This is a genomic window from Acinetobacter sp. YH12070 (assembly GCF_013419625.1).
Lineage (GTDB): Bacteria > Pseudomonadota > Gammaproteobacteria > Pseudomonadales > Moraxellaceae > Acinetobacter > Acinetobacter amyesii.
In genome coordinates this window covers 15,656-30,633 of sequence record NZ_VOZT01000026.1, presented here as the reverse complement: position 1 = coordinate 30,633, position 14,978 = coordinate 15,656, and the positions used below count along the sequence as shown (strand labels likewise).

Genomic DNA, 14,978 nt, shown 5'->3' with positions numbered 1-14,978 from the left:
GCCACCTTCGACACCTTCGACACCTTCGACACCTTCGACACCTTCGACACCTTCGACACCTTCGACACCTTCGACACCTTCGACACCTTCGACACCTTCGACACCTTCGACACCTTCGACACCTTCGACACCTTCGACACCTTCAAGAGAGAAAATTGAAACAAAACAAGAGCATGAGTTGGATTCGGGGAAGCCTAAAATCAAAGTCGATAACCAACAGATTCGATGTATGTGTAGGGATTATGATCTTATTTGGGGTGCGAAAGTAACATGTGAATTTAGGAAGAAAGTTGTAGAAATTTGTGAGAAATTATGGCCAAGAAACCCACTAAAAATGGCCAATAATTTAATGGCGGTATTTGCTTGGGAATCAGGGGGTACATTTAAAGCTGATGTTCCTAATAGAAAAAATTCAGGAGCTACGGGTTTAATCCAGTTTATGCCTGATACAGCTAAGGAATTGCTAAATACAGAAGTAACTATAGAGATTGTGAAAAATTACTATAATTCTCAAGATAAAAATTTACAAAATTTAAAAAGAGTTAAAGAGTTTGCTCAAATGAGCGAGGTACAGCAATTAGAATATGTAGAAAAATATTTTAAAAAATTAGAAAACAAAGATTTAGAATTTGTAGATTTTTATTTGCAAGTACTTTTTCCAGCGTCAAGTGGAGTACGTGAACACGTTGTATTTGCGGATGATAAAAATAAACTATCTGATAAAAATGATAAACATGCTAGCCTAAGAGTTAATAAGTACAATGGAAATAGCGGTTTAGATATAAATGGTGATGGAAAAATATATAAAGCTGAGATTGCAGAAAAAACTAAATATTTTCTTGAGGATGGAGCTATTTCTGCAAATAAAGATTTAATTGATAGATGTTGTTTAGAAGAAGGAAAAACAGTCACGCCATATCAAAATGCAACACATACTGCTAATAAAGAAAAAAATAAGAAAATAATTGTAATTGATCCTGGGCATGGAATTGTTGGTAATCAAAAAGTAAAAGCGAATGGAGGGACACAAATCAGATTGCTAAAGTTGAAAAAAAGCTTCGGAAATAAAAATTTTATTGTTGGTCAAAATTACTCTTGGAAAGACTTATCAGATGAAGTTATTAATAAAGCTGATGAATATTTCGAGTTTATAGATGTTAAAGATCCACGCAGTCCTACAGAATTTGAATATGTATATGACAGAGCTTTAGAATTAAAAGAATTATTTGAAAATGATGGTCATATTGTCTATCTAACAAGGGATAAAAAGGAAACGATTGATTATACAGATATACCTAGTATTTCTTCATGTAAAAATTTTAAAATAACAACTACCTCACCATTGACCTACAGGAAATTAATTTCAAATTCCGCTAAAGCAGATTATTTTATTTCATTACATTGTGATGGTATTGAGAATTTGAAAGGTAATTATGCTGTAATGTGTTATTTTGATGATAATGATAAAAAATTAGCTGAAAAAATTGCAAAAAACTATTCTCAAGTTACAGGTAAAGTTGAAAAAAGAATAGATTTAACCGTTTTGGGGAATGGTGTGAAAAATGATGCTAAATATAAAGTTTTAGTTGAATTTGGTTTTATGACAACTCCAAAAATTGCAAAAAAACTAGTAAATAATTCAAAAATTATTGTTAATGATTTATATAAGTCTTTGAGAGAGCATATTAATGAAAATTAAGCTTCTATTGTTTTTTACAAATCTAATTGTGTTAGGTAATGTTTATGCTTTGCCTGATAATTTTTATAAAAAAGAAAGTAGTAAGAGATTTGTTAAATCGATACATCATGATTATTTTTCAATTGAGAAATTTGATGGAGATTTGGTAAGAGTTTATGAAAAAAAAGATATTAAGAGTAATATGTTGATTGCTAAATATGAGGCTGTTTTTATTAATCCTATTGATGGGAATACTTCATATAATAATTTTTATCAAATTAATAAAAATTATGATTATAAAGGTGGGAAAATAGTTTCAGTTAACTATGAAATTGGGAAGATGGAAAGCTGTTTCGTTAAATGTGGAAATGAGGTCTATTATAATGAAGGTAAGATAATTAAAATAAATAAATATCCAGCCTGTTTAAGTTTATTTGATATAGATAATAGGGTGTTAAAGTTTAATGATGAATATGTCAAGAAAAATTGTATTTAACCCGAATCCCGCTTAAGCCAATGATTCCATAATTTGAATTGTTGGTTTATTTTGATGATTAAGTTGATATGCACATAACGATGCGTAAATCCCACTCAGAAATCCATGAATACTACGAGCTTTACTCGTCACTAAATTGTATTGTCCTTTCAATAAGCTGAATAACGTTTCTATCTTATTTCGTTGTCTTAAGTGATATTCATCTGATGCAGATAGTTGGATGGATTGCATGTTTTTTCGATGGTAAGTAATCAAATCAATACCTTGATCTTTTAACCTGCTTTTTAGTTCCTGGCTGATATAACCACGATCTCCATATAGCTTTGCTTCTAAGCCGTCAGCCAATTGCTCAACCATTTTTATGTCAGCTATATGCCCATTTGATAAAGCAGAACAAGCGATTTCACCAAATGGGTTCATCGCAATATGTAGCTTACAGCCATAAAACCAGCCCATTGAGCTTTTACCACGAGATGCTATTTGAGCTAATGATTTATGGCGTTGAATACGTTGATTTTTACAGACTGGCAAAGTCGTTGAATCAATCCACAAATATTGGGTATTTTGACCTTTCATCAGAGCCACATGTAAAGCATGTATTGCTAATTGGTGCATATTGATCAGATGAATCATCCGTTGGTAACATGGTAAGCTTTTAAACAAATGTCTTTTATCTTCTTTTAACCATGTGAAAAAGGCTTTGAAATTGCTGAAATAAGAACATTTATACCAAATGGCAATAAAGCAGATTTCTGAGATCGTCAGATGAGCACGTCTGATTCTTAAAGAATGGTTATTTTGTTTGAGAAAGTTCCAATAAGTTGCTTCAAATTTAAGAAAGAAATCATCAATTACGCAGAATAATTCGGTACTATTGAACATTAGGACTAGAGTTGTGAGTTTTGTGTGGTAACTCAACTGATGGCTCTAGTCTTCTTATTTTCAAGTTTATTTCTTATCCGCGATTCGGGTTATTTAAAACAATATTCTTTGAAAAAAAAGCCGACACTCGTCGGCTTTTTCTACTTTACCCTTCTAAAACTTCTTCCAACAGCTCTTCACTTGGTGCAAAGTAATACGCTCCGTCCATTGGCGTAACAAAGTGAAGTAAGCGGTCATGAATGCCGTCACCGCTCGTACCGAACATGCGAACCAGCATGCTGTCGATAATACTGAGGTCATGGGTATAGGCAATAAAGAACAAACCTTGGTCACCGCGGCCATCGCCATAAGGCAATGAATGACGCAAAATTGCGAGTTCTTCACCTTCATCATCTTCAACAACGGTACGTGATACATGTGAGTTTTCAGGTTGTTCGTCTTCGTTCAACTCAATCGATTCAAGTTTGGTACGCCCAATCACATGCTCTTGTGCATCAACTTTGAGCTTTTTCCACTTATCTAAATTGTGTGCATAACGCTGTGCAAAGACAAAAGAACCATCAGCAAAAATGCCAGCATCTTCAGAAAGTAAAGCTGTTTCAGCGCGGTCATCTGGAAATTGAGGGTTTTCAGTACCATCAATAAAGCCAGTTAAGTCACGGCCATCGAAATTGCGGAAGCAAACACGCTCATCTAAAACGTCGACTTTATCTTGAATGCCATCAAAGAAAGTTTGGCTTAAAGCAAAGCAAATATCTGTACGCTGTGCCGCAATGTGAATCAGCACATCTGCTGGCACTACAGGCATGTTAAATGAACCTTGAATTGGATCAAGTTGTTTAAAGCCTGCCGGAGCTTGACTGTAAAGTTGCGCCCAAAGTTCTGGTCCAAAAGCCACAGCCGTTTTAATCTGTGCATTAGGATGTTGGGTGATCAGACGATCACGAGTGCTAAATAAGTCTTCAAGTTGTTCTTTTAATTCGCTAATCGTTAAATCTTTTAAACGTAAAACAATAAAACGAGCATGATCTGAGGGTAATGGCAAAATTACAGATTGAGCAGACATTCATGGCTCCTAAAAATTATAATTTCTGAGTGGCTGTGTATATTGTGCCTTAAGCAGCGCTGAGAGTGTAGCCTTCATTTGGCCTTTTAGCGTGCATTATTGTCATGAAAATAGAGTAAATGTCATATAATACAGACCCATTTCAAACTTGAGCTAATGATGTCCTATCAAATCTGGATTGCATACATGTTGGCATGTTGGGTAATTAGTGTTTCCCCAGGTGCAGGTGCAATTGCGTCTATGTCGAGTGGTTTGAATTATGGGTTTAAGCATGGGTATTGGAATGCCATCGGCCTGCAATTGGCACTTTTGGTTCAGATAGTCATTGTTGCAGCTGGGGCAGGGTTCTTATTTGCGACGACATCATGGGCTTTTCTGATCGTGAAATGGTTTGGTGTGGCCTATTTATTGTATTTGGCTTATTTACAGTGGACAGCGCCAACAGAGTCAATTGAAATCCAACAAGATTTACCAAATAAATCACGTTTAAAATTAGTTGTACATGGCTTTTTGGTCAATATGAGCAACCCTAAAGCGATTGTATTTTTGTTGGCGGTTTTGCCGCAGTTTTTAGATTTATCCAAACCCCAATGGATTCAATATGTCATCATGGCTGCAACAATGATTAGCATCGATTTGATTGTCATGGCGGGGTATACCGGTCTCGCTGCAAAAGTGCTGCGGTTGTTAAAATCACCCAAACAACAAAAATATTTGAATCGAGCTTTTGCGGTATTATTTGCTTGTGCGGCGAGCTTATTGAGTTTGGTGCATCAATAAATCCAGTTAGATGATTCTGAGTATCGTATTTGACGTGCAAAAAAAGCCATGCAACTGCATGGCTTTTTTTTTGATATGTCGCGAATTGAACAATGAACGTTGCTACTTAAGCCACTTTCTTAAATTTTTGCATAATAAAAATTAGGGCAAAGAGCAGCGCCATAGTTAATACAATGGTCAGTCCTGTAGAGGTGTTTAAACCAGCACTTGACCATAAACCTACAGTTACACCGACTTGGGCAATGATGAAAGACCACAGTACCATTTGCTTCGGGGAATTTGCCAATAAACGAGCGGTTAATGCAGGAATCACTAACAATGCACCCATCAGCAATGAGCCGACAGCACGTAAAGCCAATACAGTAAATAATGCCAGTAATAACATAAAAATCAGACGTTGCCATTTAGCGCTGACACCTTCACTGACCGCAATATCGGGGTCAATGGCAATCTGAATCTGAGATTGCCAACTTTTATACAGCACGGTCAGTGCCACAATGATCACCACTGCAAAGACAGGCAAATCTGACCAAGAAATGGTGAGTAAATCACCAAATAAATAGCTGAGTAATTCAGGTCTTAAGCTTGGCAAATGTTGTATGAAGAGTAAGCCTGAGCACAGGAGTGTAGCCGAACAAAGCGCGAGCAAGGCGTCATTGGGCAAGCGTGGATCGTGTAACACCCATAAGATTGCAACCAATAAGAGCGCAATCAATGTAACGCCTGTCCAAAGCGGTAGACTCATCGCACCGGCAATGGCGACACCGAGTAAAGTACCATGTGCCATGGTGTCCGCAAAAAATGACATGCGACGCCATAACATTAAACAGCCAAGCGGCGCAGTCAGGAACACCAGCAAAGTGCCCATGATCCATGCTGGCAAAAGGAGTTGTAGCCATTCCATCATGGATTATGCTTCCGGTTCAGGGTGAATATGGGGACGAGAGTCATGCTGGCAAGGCGTTGCACTATCGCCATGTGCACAGTGATCATGGTGGTGTTGATAGAATACACGGTTTGTCCCAAAGATCGCTTGATATTCAGGATGTTGCTGGACATTTTCAGGCAAGCCACTACAACAAATATGCTTATTGAGGCAAACCACACGATGTGTTCCTTGCATGACCCACTGTAAATCATGAGAAACCATCAAAACCGCACAGCCATATTTTTCTGGCAAGCTACGCACGTAGTCATACAGTTCCGCTTCGGACTGGATATCTAGACCTTGCATAGGTTCATCCAGAACCAATACATTCGGTTGACGCAATAAAGCCCGTGCAATCAGAACGCGTTGACGTTCGCCGCCCGATAGTTGCTGAACTTTAGATTGTTGTAACTTGGCAATGCCTGTATCACGAATAATTTCTTGCTTAATGCTGGCATCACATTTTTCTAGTGCCAATAAATCACACACACGTAGCGGTAAGCTGTGTGATGGATTAAATTTTTGTGGCACATATGAAAATTTTAATTTTTGTGTGCTGATCACTTTGCCAGATACAGGTTTTACAATACCCAGTAACACTTTGATGAGCGTGGATTTTCCTGCACCGTTAGGACCAATCAAGGTGACAATTTCTTTTTCGTGTAAGGCGAAATCTACATTTTTTAAAATGTCACGTTCATCGATTCGGACATGAACATGCTCTAAAGCCACAATGGGCTTCACATTTAGTGTTTGCTGCGGCACTGCTGACAGGTCCCTGAAATTTCAATAATACGGTGATGTGCAGTAAAACCATCGGATGCAGACAATTCATCGAGTTGCGCCATCAAGCCTTGAGCAGATGCTTCTTTGACTAATTTACAATCGGTGCAAATCAGAAATGCAGCTTGATGTCCTTCGCGCGGATGACAACATGGGATGTAAGCATTAATCGACGTTAGACGATGAATCAAACCTTTTTCAAGCAGAAAATCCAGCGTACGGTACACCGTCGGTGGCGCTGCAGGTCGGTCAGACTCACTTTTGATTTTAGCCAAAAGGTCATAAGCGCCCATTGGTCCCGTTGCATTTAAGATCAGTTCCAATACTTCTTTACGCAAGGGCGTAAGTCGAGCACCCGTCGCACTACAGAGACTCTCAGCTTCAGCAAGGCGCTGTTCGACATTATGATGATCGTGTACACCATGCAAAGCATTATGATGTTCGTGTGAACATGCGCTCATAGCCAACCTCGAGTACGAAACTGTATAAAGAAAAAGACTTTAAATCTTAACATGAAGCGTAAGGACTTACGAACAGACGTAGGTTTTTTTACGATTTTGTTATATTATAACACTATTCATTTTATGGTGCTCTCTCCCCATGTCCCGTGTATTTCTTTTTTGTAGTTTGGCTTTATTCAGTGTGATGAGCTGGGCGCAAGGTCTCGTTGTTTCTACACAACCGATTTATCTAATTGCGAAGGATGTACTTAAGGGCGTAGAGCAGCCCAAACTACTGCTTGACCATCAATCTGGACATGATGTGAGCTTGACGCCTGCACACCGTAAAACCGTGCAAGATGCCAATCTCGTTTTATGGCTAGGCCAAGCGCATGAAGCGCCATTGGCAAAAATGTTGGGTGAAAGTGGTAAAAGTATCGCTATTTTAGACTCAGGCATTATCAGTGCGTTGCCTTTGCGGGATGTTCGTGGCAATGCATTAAAAGGCACAATCGATACCCATGTCTGGCTTGAACCAAACAATGCGGTTCGAATCGGCTTTTTTATTGCTGCTTTACGTTCACAACAGTTTCCAGAACATCGTGAAAAATATTGGGCCAATGCACGTGCATTTGCGCAGAAACTCTTGGTTACTGCGCAAAAAACCGATGTGTCGAGCCGTGCTCAACCTTACTGGTCTTACCACGATGCCTATCAATATCTTGAGCGCTCACTGAATTTGAAATTTACCGGTGCGTTGACAGATGATCCACATGTCGCGCCGACATTGGCACAAATCAAATACTTGAAAGACCATCGTGCTCAGCCAAAAGTATGCTTACTTGCAGAAGCACATGCCAGTCAAAATCAGTATCAAAAGCTCGGTGGCATCGTCTTTCAACCGGTTGACGAAACGATGAGTGGGGCAGGGGATTTTGTAACAGCATGGAAGATGTTGGCTGATGAAACACTGAAATGCACACTAAATGCACGAAAGTAAAGTAAAAAATAAACAACTATTGATTAGTTTGAAAGCAGTTTGCCAATTTAAAAAAACACGACTAAGGTCGGGAAAAGATTGCAAGTTAAGGGGTGTAACTCTATAATGCCTGCGATTAAAAATAATCATCAGTTAAACTTGTCAAGCAGAATTGCTGTGAGTGAACAAAAATGAGTCGAACTAGTCGCATGATTGATCGACGATTAGCGAAAGCTTTAGTCATCTTACAAGCAGTAATGATTCCTGTTTCAGCCCTGATTGGTTGGGTCCTTAAAGACACAATCACAGCATATAGTGCAGCTTTGGGTGCGTTGGTATGTTGGCTAGCAAGTAGCTACTTTTCATGGCAGTCGTTTCGTGCGGCTGGTGCCCGTGCCTCTAAACAGGTGCTGTCAAACATGTATCGTGGCTTAATGGGCAAGTTTGCAATCGTGATTGTTGGATTCATTTTGATTTTGATCAATGTCAAGCCGTTGTCAGCGGTGGCATTGTTTTGTGGTTTTATGCTCGTACAAAGTATGTCGTGGGTCGCTCCTTTTTGGGCAACACGCTTAAAAAAACGAGTGTAAACACAACAAAAATTGAAAAGTTTTTTGGAGAGTAACGAGATATCAGGCAGCACGCGATATTCGTTTTCTCTATTAGTTTTGACATTGACCAGGTGTGATTTATGGCTGCTGAAGAACATGCCCTTACTTCGACCGAGTACATTCAGCATCACTTGACTAACTTGACCTATGGCAAAATGCCAGATGGTACTTGGAAGTTAGCTGAGACTGCTAAAGAAGCTCAAGAGATGGGGTTCACTGCTATTCACTTGGATTCAATGGGTTGGTCTATTGGCCTTGGTATTGTTTTCTGTTTGTTGTTCTGGGTTGTAGCGAAAGCTGCAAACTCTGGTGTTCCGACCAAGTTCCAGTCTGCAATCGAAATGATTATCGAGTTCGTTGACTCAAGTGTCCGTGACACTTTCCATGGCAAATCGCGCTTAATCGCGCCGTTAGCATTGACCATCTTCGTGTGGATTTTCCTCATGAACTTGATGGACTTGATCCCTGTTGACTGGATTCCTTATACAGCTCAATTGATCGGTGCTAACGTGTTTGGTATGGATCCTCACCACGTTTACTTCAAAATCGTTCCATCTACTGATCCTAACATTACCTTGGGTATGGCATTATCAGTATTTGCGTTAACTATTTTCTATAGTATCCGTGAGAAAGGTCTTGTCGGATTCGGTGCAGAATTTGCACTTAACCCATTTAACCCAAGTAACCCAGTTTTAAAAGCATTACTTATTCCAGTAAACATTATTCTTGAATTAGTAACTTTTATTGCACGTCCAATCTCATTGGCTCTTCGACTGTTCGGTAACATGTATGCGGGTGAGTTGATCTTCATCTTGATCGCATTACTACCGTTCTGGATCCAGTGGGCGTTGTCTGTGCCTTGGGCGATCTTCCATATTCTTGTTATTACGTTACAAGCATTCATTTTCATGATGTTGACTATCGTATATATGAGTATGGCTAGCGAAAAGCATTAATGGTATTGCTCAACTGTCAAAGGGTGGTTGGGCACACAATTTTTTAACTTAATTTGGTATAAACCTAACCTCTGAGGAATTATCATGGAACTCACTTTAGGTCTAGTTGCAATTGCATCTGCTATCTTGATCGCTTTTGGTGCTTTAGGTACTGCGATTGGTTTTGGTCTTCTAGGCGGCCGTTTCTTAGAAGCTGTTGCTCGTCAACCAGAATTGGCTCCACAACTTCAAACTCGTATGTTCTTAATCGCAGGTCTTCTTGATGCTGTGCCTATGATCGGTGTTGGTATTGGCTTGTTCTTCATCTTCGCTAATCCATTTGTAGGTTAATCAGCTTAATTCCTAAATTAAACTATTGAGGAATAGCAATGAATATCAACCTCACATTGATTGGCCAAGCGATTGCATTTGCGATTTTTGTCGCATTCTGCATGAAGTTTGTATGGCCACCACTAATCAATGCGATTAGTGAGCGTCAGCGTAAAATCGCTGATGGCTTAAACGCTGCTGAAAAAGCAAAAGCTGACCTTGCGGATGCGCAAGCACAAGTGAAAGCTGAATTAGACGCGGCTAAAGCACAAGCGGCTCAATTGATCGAACAAGCGAACCGTCGTGGTGCGCAATTGGTAGAAGAAGCGCGTACTCAAGCTGCGGCTGAAGGTGAGCGTATTCGTCAACAAGCTAAAGAAGCTGTTGATACTGAAATCAATGCTGCTCGCGAAGAATTACGTCAACAAGTTGCTGCTCTTGCAGTTACTGGCGCAGAAAAAATTCTGAACCAGCAAGTTGACGCAGAAGCTCACAATGCCATGCTGACTCAGCTGGCTGCTAAACTTTAAGAGAGGCGGATTATGGCTGAACTCTTGACGTTGGCACGCCCATACGCTAAAGCAGCATTTGCTTACGCTTCTGAGCAAAATGCAACTGACGCTTGGTCAAATGCATTGAATTTGCTCAGTGCTGCGGTGCAAGACGAAGCATTTTCAGCTTATCTAAATCGCCCTGAGCTTACTCCTGCTGAGCAGGTAAGTGTTTTCGCAAAAGTTTTAGGTGAAGACCAGACTGCAGCAGTGTCAAACTTTTTGACATTGCTTGCCGATAATGACCGTCTGGCACTTCTTCCTGAAATTTCAGAAGAATACGAACAGCTCAAATCACAGAATAACAATACTGTGGATGTAGTGATTGAATCTGCATTCCCATTGACTTCTGTACAAGAACAATTACTTGCGCATGCATTAGAGAAAAAATTCGAAGCTGCCGTAAATGTTTCTGTAGAAGTTAACCCAGCGTTAATCGCGGGTGTAGTTATTCGTGCAGGCGACCAAGTGATAGATGATTCTGCGCTTAACAAGCTTGAAAAAATGCGGACTCGTCTTCTTGCTTAACAGCTCGAAGACTGAACTTTAAAAAGATTGAGGTATAGCGCAATGCAACAACTGAATCCATCCGAGATCAGTGCGCTCATTAAACAGCGTATCGGCGATCTGGACACCAGCGCGACCGCTAAGAACGAAGGGACCATTGTTATGGTTTCCGACGGTATTGTGCGCATTCACGGCCTTGCTGATGCAATGTACGGTGAAATGATCGAATTCGACGGCGGCTTATTTGGTATGGCACTGAACCTAGAACAGGATTCAGTGGGTGCCGTTGTCTTAGGTAACTACTTAAGCCTTCAAGAAGGTCAAAAAGCTCGTTGCACAGGTCGTGTATTAGAAGTTCCGGTTGGTCCAGAACTTTTAGGCCGTGTAGTAGATGCTCTTGGTAACCCAATTGATGGTAAAGGCCCTATTGACGCAAAACTTACTGATGCTGTTGAAAAAGTAGCACCAGGCGTAATTTGGCGTCAATCAGTGGATCAACCTGTACAAACTGGTTATAAATCAGTAGATACAATGATCCCTGTTGGTCGTGGTCAACGTGAGTTGATCATCGGTGACCGTCAAACTGGTAAAACAGCTATGGCGATCGATGCGATCATCGCTCAGAAAAATTCTGGCATTAAATGTGTATACGTAGCAATTGGTCAAAAACAATCGACTATCGCTAACGTTGTGCGCAAGCTAGAAGAAACTGGCGCTATGGCGTACACAACTGTTGTAGCAGCTGCTGCAGCTGATCCTGCAGCGATGCAGTATCTTGCTCCGTATGCTGGTTGTACAATGGGTGAGTACTTCCGTGACCGCGGTGAAGACGCGCTTATCATTTATGATGACTTGTCTAAACAAGCTGTTGCTTACCGTCAAATTTCATTGCTTCTACGTCGTCCACCAGGTCGTGAAGCATATCCTGGTGACGTATTCTATCTACACTCACGTTTACTTGAACGTGCTTCACGTGTATCTGCTGACTACGTTGAGAAATTCACTAACGGTGAAGTTAAAGGCCAAACTGGTTCATTAACTGCATTACCGATTATTGAAACTCAAGCCGGTGACGTATCTGCATTCGTACCTACAAACGTAATTTCGATTACTGACGGTCAGATCTTCTTAGAAACATCATTATTCAACGCAGGTATTCGTCCTGCTGTGAACGCGGGTATCTCTGTATCACGTGTTGGTGGTTCTGCTCAAACTAAGATCATCAAAAAATTGTCAGGTGGTATCCGTACCGCTCTTGCGCAATACCGTGAATTAGCTGCGTTTGCTCAGTTCGCTTCTGACCTTGACGAAGCAACTCGTAAACAGCTTGAACATGGTCAACGTGTAACTGAGCTTATGAAGCAAAAACAATATGCTCCATACTCAATTGCTGACCAAGCTGTTTCAATTTATGCATCTAACGAAGGCTACATGGCTGACGTAGAAGTGAAGAAAATCGTTGCATTTGATGCTGCGTTGATCTCTTACTTCCGTTCAGAAAATGCTGCGTTAATGCAAAAAATTGACGAGACTGGTGCTTACGATAAAGAAATCGAAGCAGCAATCAAAGCAGGTATTGAAAGCTTTAAAGCGACTCAAACTTACTAAGATTCAACTGTGTTGAATCTGGTTTTGGTTTGGTTCACGGATCAACCTTCGGAAGCTCGAAAGGGCTTTCGAATACTAGGTTAAGCGTATGGCAAATTTAAAAGAAATTCGCGCCAAAGTAGCTAGTATCAAAAGCACGCAGAAAATTACTCGCGCGATGCAGATGGTAGCAGCTTCTAAGATGCGTCGTGCGCAAGAGCGCATGGCTCAAGGCCGTCCGTATGCCGAAAATATGCACCGTGTAATTGCTCATTTGGTACAAGCGAACCCTGAATACAAACACCGTTATATGGTTGAACGTCCTGTAAAGCGCGTTGGCTATATCATTGTTTCTTCAGATCGTGGCCTTGCTGGTGGTTTGAACATTAACTTGTTCAAAAAAGTGGTAAAACACGTACAACAGCAACAAGAGCAGTCAATTGAAGTTCAATTTGCTTTAATTGGTCAAAAAGCGGTTTCGTTTTTTAAAAACTACGGCGGTAAAGTTCTTGGTGCAACTACAAACGTAGGTGATGCTCCGAGTCTTGAACAGTTAACTGGTTCTGTACAGGTGATGTTAGACGCGTTTGATAAAGGCGAGTTAGATCGTATTTATCTAGTGTCAAACGGCTTTGTCAACGCCATGACTCAAAACCAAAAAATCGAACAGCTTGTTCCTTTAGCAGCTGCTGAGGAAAGCGAAGGTCTAAACCGTCAATATGGTTGGGACTATATCTATGAACCAGAAGCTGAAGAGCTTTTAAATGGTTTATTGGTTCGTTACATTGAGTCTATGGTTTATCAAGGTGTGATTGAAAACATCGCATGTGAACAGTCTGCTCGTATGGTTGCAATGAAAGCTGCAACTGATAACGCGGGTGAATTGATCAAGAGCCTACAACTTATTTATAACAAGCTGCGTCAAGCCGCGATTACTCAGGAAATCTCTGAGATCGTTGGTGGTGCCGCTGCCGTTTAACATTATTAGTTTGAATTGAGGAGACAGCAATGAGTAGCGGTCGTATCATTCAGATCATCGGCGCGGTTATCGACGTCGAGTTTGAACGTAACAGCGTTCCTAAGATCTATGACGCTCTCCATGTTGATGGTACTGAAACTACATTAGAAGTTCAGCAGCAACTTGGTGATGGCGTAGTTCGTACTATTGCAATGGGTTCTACTGAAGGCCTTAAGCGTGGTCTTACTGTAACTAACACTGGCGCGCCTATCTCTGTACCTGTAGGTACTGCATGTTTAGGTCGTATCATGGACGTTCTTGGTCGCCCTATCGACGAAGCTGGTCCTGTTGGTACTGAAGCTCGTTTACCAATTCACCGTCAAGCGCCTTCTTATGCAGAACAAGCGGCTTCTACTGACCTTTTAGAAACTGGTATTAAAGTCATTGACTTACTTTGCCCGTTCGCTAAAGGTGGTAAAGTTGGTCTGTTCGGTGGTGCCGGTGTTGGTAAAACTGTAAACATGATGGAGTTGATCAACAACATCGCGAAAGCTCACTCAGGTTTATCTGTGTTTGCTGGTGTTGGTGAACGTACTCGTGAAGGTAACGACTTCTATCACGAAATGAAAGACTCTAACGTTCTAGACAAAGTAGCAATGGTCTACGGTCAGATGAATGAGCCACCAGGTAACCGTTTACGCGTAGCGTTGACTGGTTTGACTATGGCTGAGTACTTCCGTGACGAAAAAGACGAAAACGGTAAAGGCCGTGACGTTCTATTGTTCGTCGACAACATCTATCGTTATACACTAGCGGGTACTGAAGTATCAGCACTTCTAGGTCGTATGCCATCTGCAGTAGGTTACCAACCGACTCTTGCAGAAGAGATGGGTGTTCTTCAAGAACGTATTACGTCTACTAAGTCTGGTTCTATTACGTCAATCCAAGCGGTATACGTACCTGCCGATGACTTAACAGATCCATCGCCTGCGACTACCTTCGCTCACTTGGACGCGACTGTTGTATTGAGCCGTGACATCGCATCTTCTGGTATTTACCCAGCGATCGATCCACTTGACTCTACTTCACGTCAGTTAGATCCACTTGTGGTGGGTACTGAGCATTACGAAATCGCTCGTTCAGTTCAAAACGTTCTTCAACGTTACAAAGAATTGAAAGACATTATCGCAATTCTTGGTATGGACGAATTGGCAGAAGAAGACAAACTTACTGTATATCGTGCACGTAAGATCCAACGTTTCTTCTCTCAACCGTTCCACGTAGCTGAAGTGTTTACTGGTGCTCCTGGTAAACTTGTACCGCTTAAAGAAACAATTCGTGGCTTTAAAGGTCTTCTAGCTGGTGAATACGACCACATTCCAGAACAAGCGTTCTACATGGTTGGTGGTATTGACGAAGTTATTGCTAAAGCTGAGAAACTTTAATTAGTTACCTAATTTAGGAGAT

18 protein-coding genes are annotated in these 14,978 nt (G+C 40.8%); 12 read left to right on the top strand and 6 right to left on the bottom strand.

The window, feature by feature from the left end:
• Positions 1–204 (bottom strand): hypothetical protein (locus FTU17_RS09545; protein WP_180135251.1); only part of this gene is annotated, 204 nt, incomplete at its 3' end.
• A 25-nt stretch (positions 205–229) separates the two neighbouring features.
• On the opposite strand from FTU17_RS09545, the gene FTU17_RS09540 reads away from it, so the two are divergent.
• Both FTU17_RS09540 and FTU17_RS09535 read left to right on the top strand, forming a co-directional pair.
• Positions 230–1,699, top strand: a complete 1,470-nt coding sequence (locus FTU17_RS09540) for an N-acetylmuramoyl-L-alanine amidase (RefSeq protein WP_180135249.1) — start codon at positions 230–232, stop codon at positions 1,697–1,699.
• Positions 1,689–2,174, top strand: a complete 486-nt coding sequence (locus FTU17_RS09535; RefSeq protein WP_180116347.1) for a hypothetical protein — start codon at positions 1,689–1,691, stop codon at positions 2,172–2,174. Before FTU17_RS09540 ends, FTU17_RS09535 begins: the two co-directional genes overlap by 11 nt.
• A 12-nt stretch (positions 2,175–2,186) precedes the next feature.
• On the opposite strand, the gene FTU17_RS09530 is transcribed toward FTU17_RS09535, so the two are convergent.
• Positions 2,187–3,056: an IS982 family transposase gene (locus FTU17_RS09530; RefSeq protein ID WP_005137615.1), complete on the bottom strand. Its 870-nt coding sequence runs from the start codon at positions 3,054–3,056 to the stop codon at positions 2,187–2,189.
• Positions 3,057–3,201: 145 nt separating this feature from the next.
• Positions 3,202–4,122, bottom strand: a complete 921-nt coding sequence (locus tag FTU17_RS09525) for a Dyp-type peroxidase (RefSeq protein ID WP_180135247.1) — start codon at positions 4,120–4,122, stop codon at positions 3,202–3,204.
• Between the two features lie 159 nt (positions 4,123–4,281).
• On the opposite strand from FTU17_RS09525, the gene FTU17_RS09520 reads away from it, so the two are divergent.
• On the top strand, positions 4,282–4,902 hold the full coding sequence (locus FTU17_RS09520) for a LysE family transporter (protein ID WP_180135245.1): 621 nt from the start codon (positions 4,282–4,284) through the stop codon (positions 4,900–4,902).
• Positions 4,903–5,008: 106 nt separating this feature from the next.
• Here FTU17_RS09520 and znuB read toward each other — a convergent pair whose 3' ends face one another.
• Genes znuB through FTU17_RS09505 form a run of 3 tightly spaced genes read right to left on the bottom strand, consistent with a single transcriptional unit; the run spans position 5,009 to position 7,074 of the window.
• The gene (znuB, locus tag FTU17_RS09515) at positions 5,009–5,809 is read right to left on the bottom strand and encodes a zinc ABC transporter permease subunit ZnuB (protein WP_078191483.1); all 801 of its coding nucleotides are present in this window, start codon (positions 5,807–5,809) and stop codon (positions 5,009–5,011) included.
• Positions 5,810–5,812: 3 nt separating this feature from the next.
• Positions 5,813–6,604 carry a zinc ABC transporter ATP-binding protein ZnuC gene (gene znuC / locus FTU17_RS09510; RefSeq protein WP_180039825.1) on the bottom strand — a complete coding sequence of 264 codons (792 nt, stop codon included), beginning with the start codon at positions 6,602–6,604 and terminating at the stop codon, positions 5,813–5,815.
• A complete protein-coding gene (locus FTU17_RS09505; protein ID WP_180135243.1) occupies positions 6,577–7,074 on the bottom strand; it encodes a transcriptional repressor in 498 nt (165 codons plus the stop codon). Before FTU17_RS09505 ends, znuC begins: the two co-directional genes overlap by 28 nt.
• 139 nt (positions 7,075–7,213) lie before the next feature.
• Here FTU17_RS09505 and FTU17_RS09500 point away from each other — a divergent pair, with 139 nt between their 5' ends.
• The 9 genes from FTU17_RS09500 (at position 7,214) to atpD (ending at position 14,956) form a co-directional block, all read left to right on the top strand.
• Positions 7,214–8,053, top strand: a complete 840-nt coding sequence (locus tag FTU17_RS09500; RefSeq protein ID WP_180005341.1) for a metal ABC transporter solute-binding protein, Zn/Mn family — start codon at positions 7,214–7,216, stop codon at positions 8,051–8,053.
• Positions 8,054–8,223: 170 nt separating this feature from the next.
• Entirely contained in the window at positions 8,224–8,622 is a 399-nt protein-coding gene (locus FTU17_RS09495; protein WP_078194025.1) for an ATP synthase subunit I, read from the top strand.
• 101 nt (positions 8,623–8,723) lie between these two features.
• Entirely contained in the window at positions 8,724–9,599 is an 876-nt protein-coding gene (gene atpB / locus FTU17_RS09490) for a F0F1 ATP synthase subunit A (protein ID WP_078191478.1), read from the top strand.
• A gap of 84 nt (positions 9,600–9,683) precedes the next feature.
• Positions 9,684–9,929 (top strand): F0F1 ATP synthase subunit C, encoded by a 246-nt coding sequence (atpE, locus tag FTU17_RS09485; RefSeq protein ID WP_000424060.1) that lies wholly within the window; start codon positions 9,684–9,686, stop codon positions 9,927–9,929.
• 38 nt (positions 9,930–9,967) lie between these two features.
• Positions 9,968–10,438: a F0F1 ATP synthase subunit B gene (locus FTU17_RS09480; RefSeq protein ID WP_078191477.1), complete on the top strand. Its 471-nt coding sequence runs from the start codon at positions 9,968–9,970 to the stop codon at positions 10,436–10,438.
• A 12-nt stretch (positions 10,439–10,450) separates the two neighbouring features.
• Positions 10,451–10,987 (top strand): F0F1 ATP synthase subunit delta, encoded by a 537-nt coding sequence (locus FTU17_RS09475; protein ID WP_078191476.1) that lies wholly within the window; start codon positions 10,451–10,453, stop codon positions 10,985–10,987.
• 42 nt (positions 10,988–11,029) lie between these two features.
• Positions 11,030–12,574 (top strand): F0F1 ATP synthase subunit alpha, encoded by a 1,545-nt coding sequence (gene atpA / locus FTU17_RS09470; protein ID WP_078191475.1) that lies wholly within the window; start codon positions 11,030–11,032, stop codon positions 12,572–12,574.
• Positions 12,575–12,662: 88 nt separating this feature from the next.
• On the top strand, positions 12,663–13,532 hold the full coding sequence (gene atpG / locus FTU17_RS09465) for a F0F1 ATP synthase subunit gamma (RefSeq protein WP_078191474.1): 870 nt from the start codon (positions 12,663–12,665) through the stop codon (positions 13,530–13,532).
• 29 nt (positions 13,533–13,561) lie between these two features.
• Positions 13,562–14,956 carry a F0F1 ATP synthase subunit beta gene (gene atpD / locus FTU17_RS09460; RefSeq protein WP_078191473.1) on the top strand — a complete coding sequence of 465 codons (1,395 nt, stop codon included), beginning with the start codon at positions 13,562–13,564 and terminating at the stop codon, positions 14,954–14,956.
• The last annotated feature ends 22 nt before the right edge of the window (positions 14,957–14,978 follow it).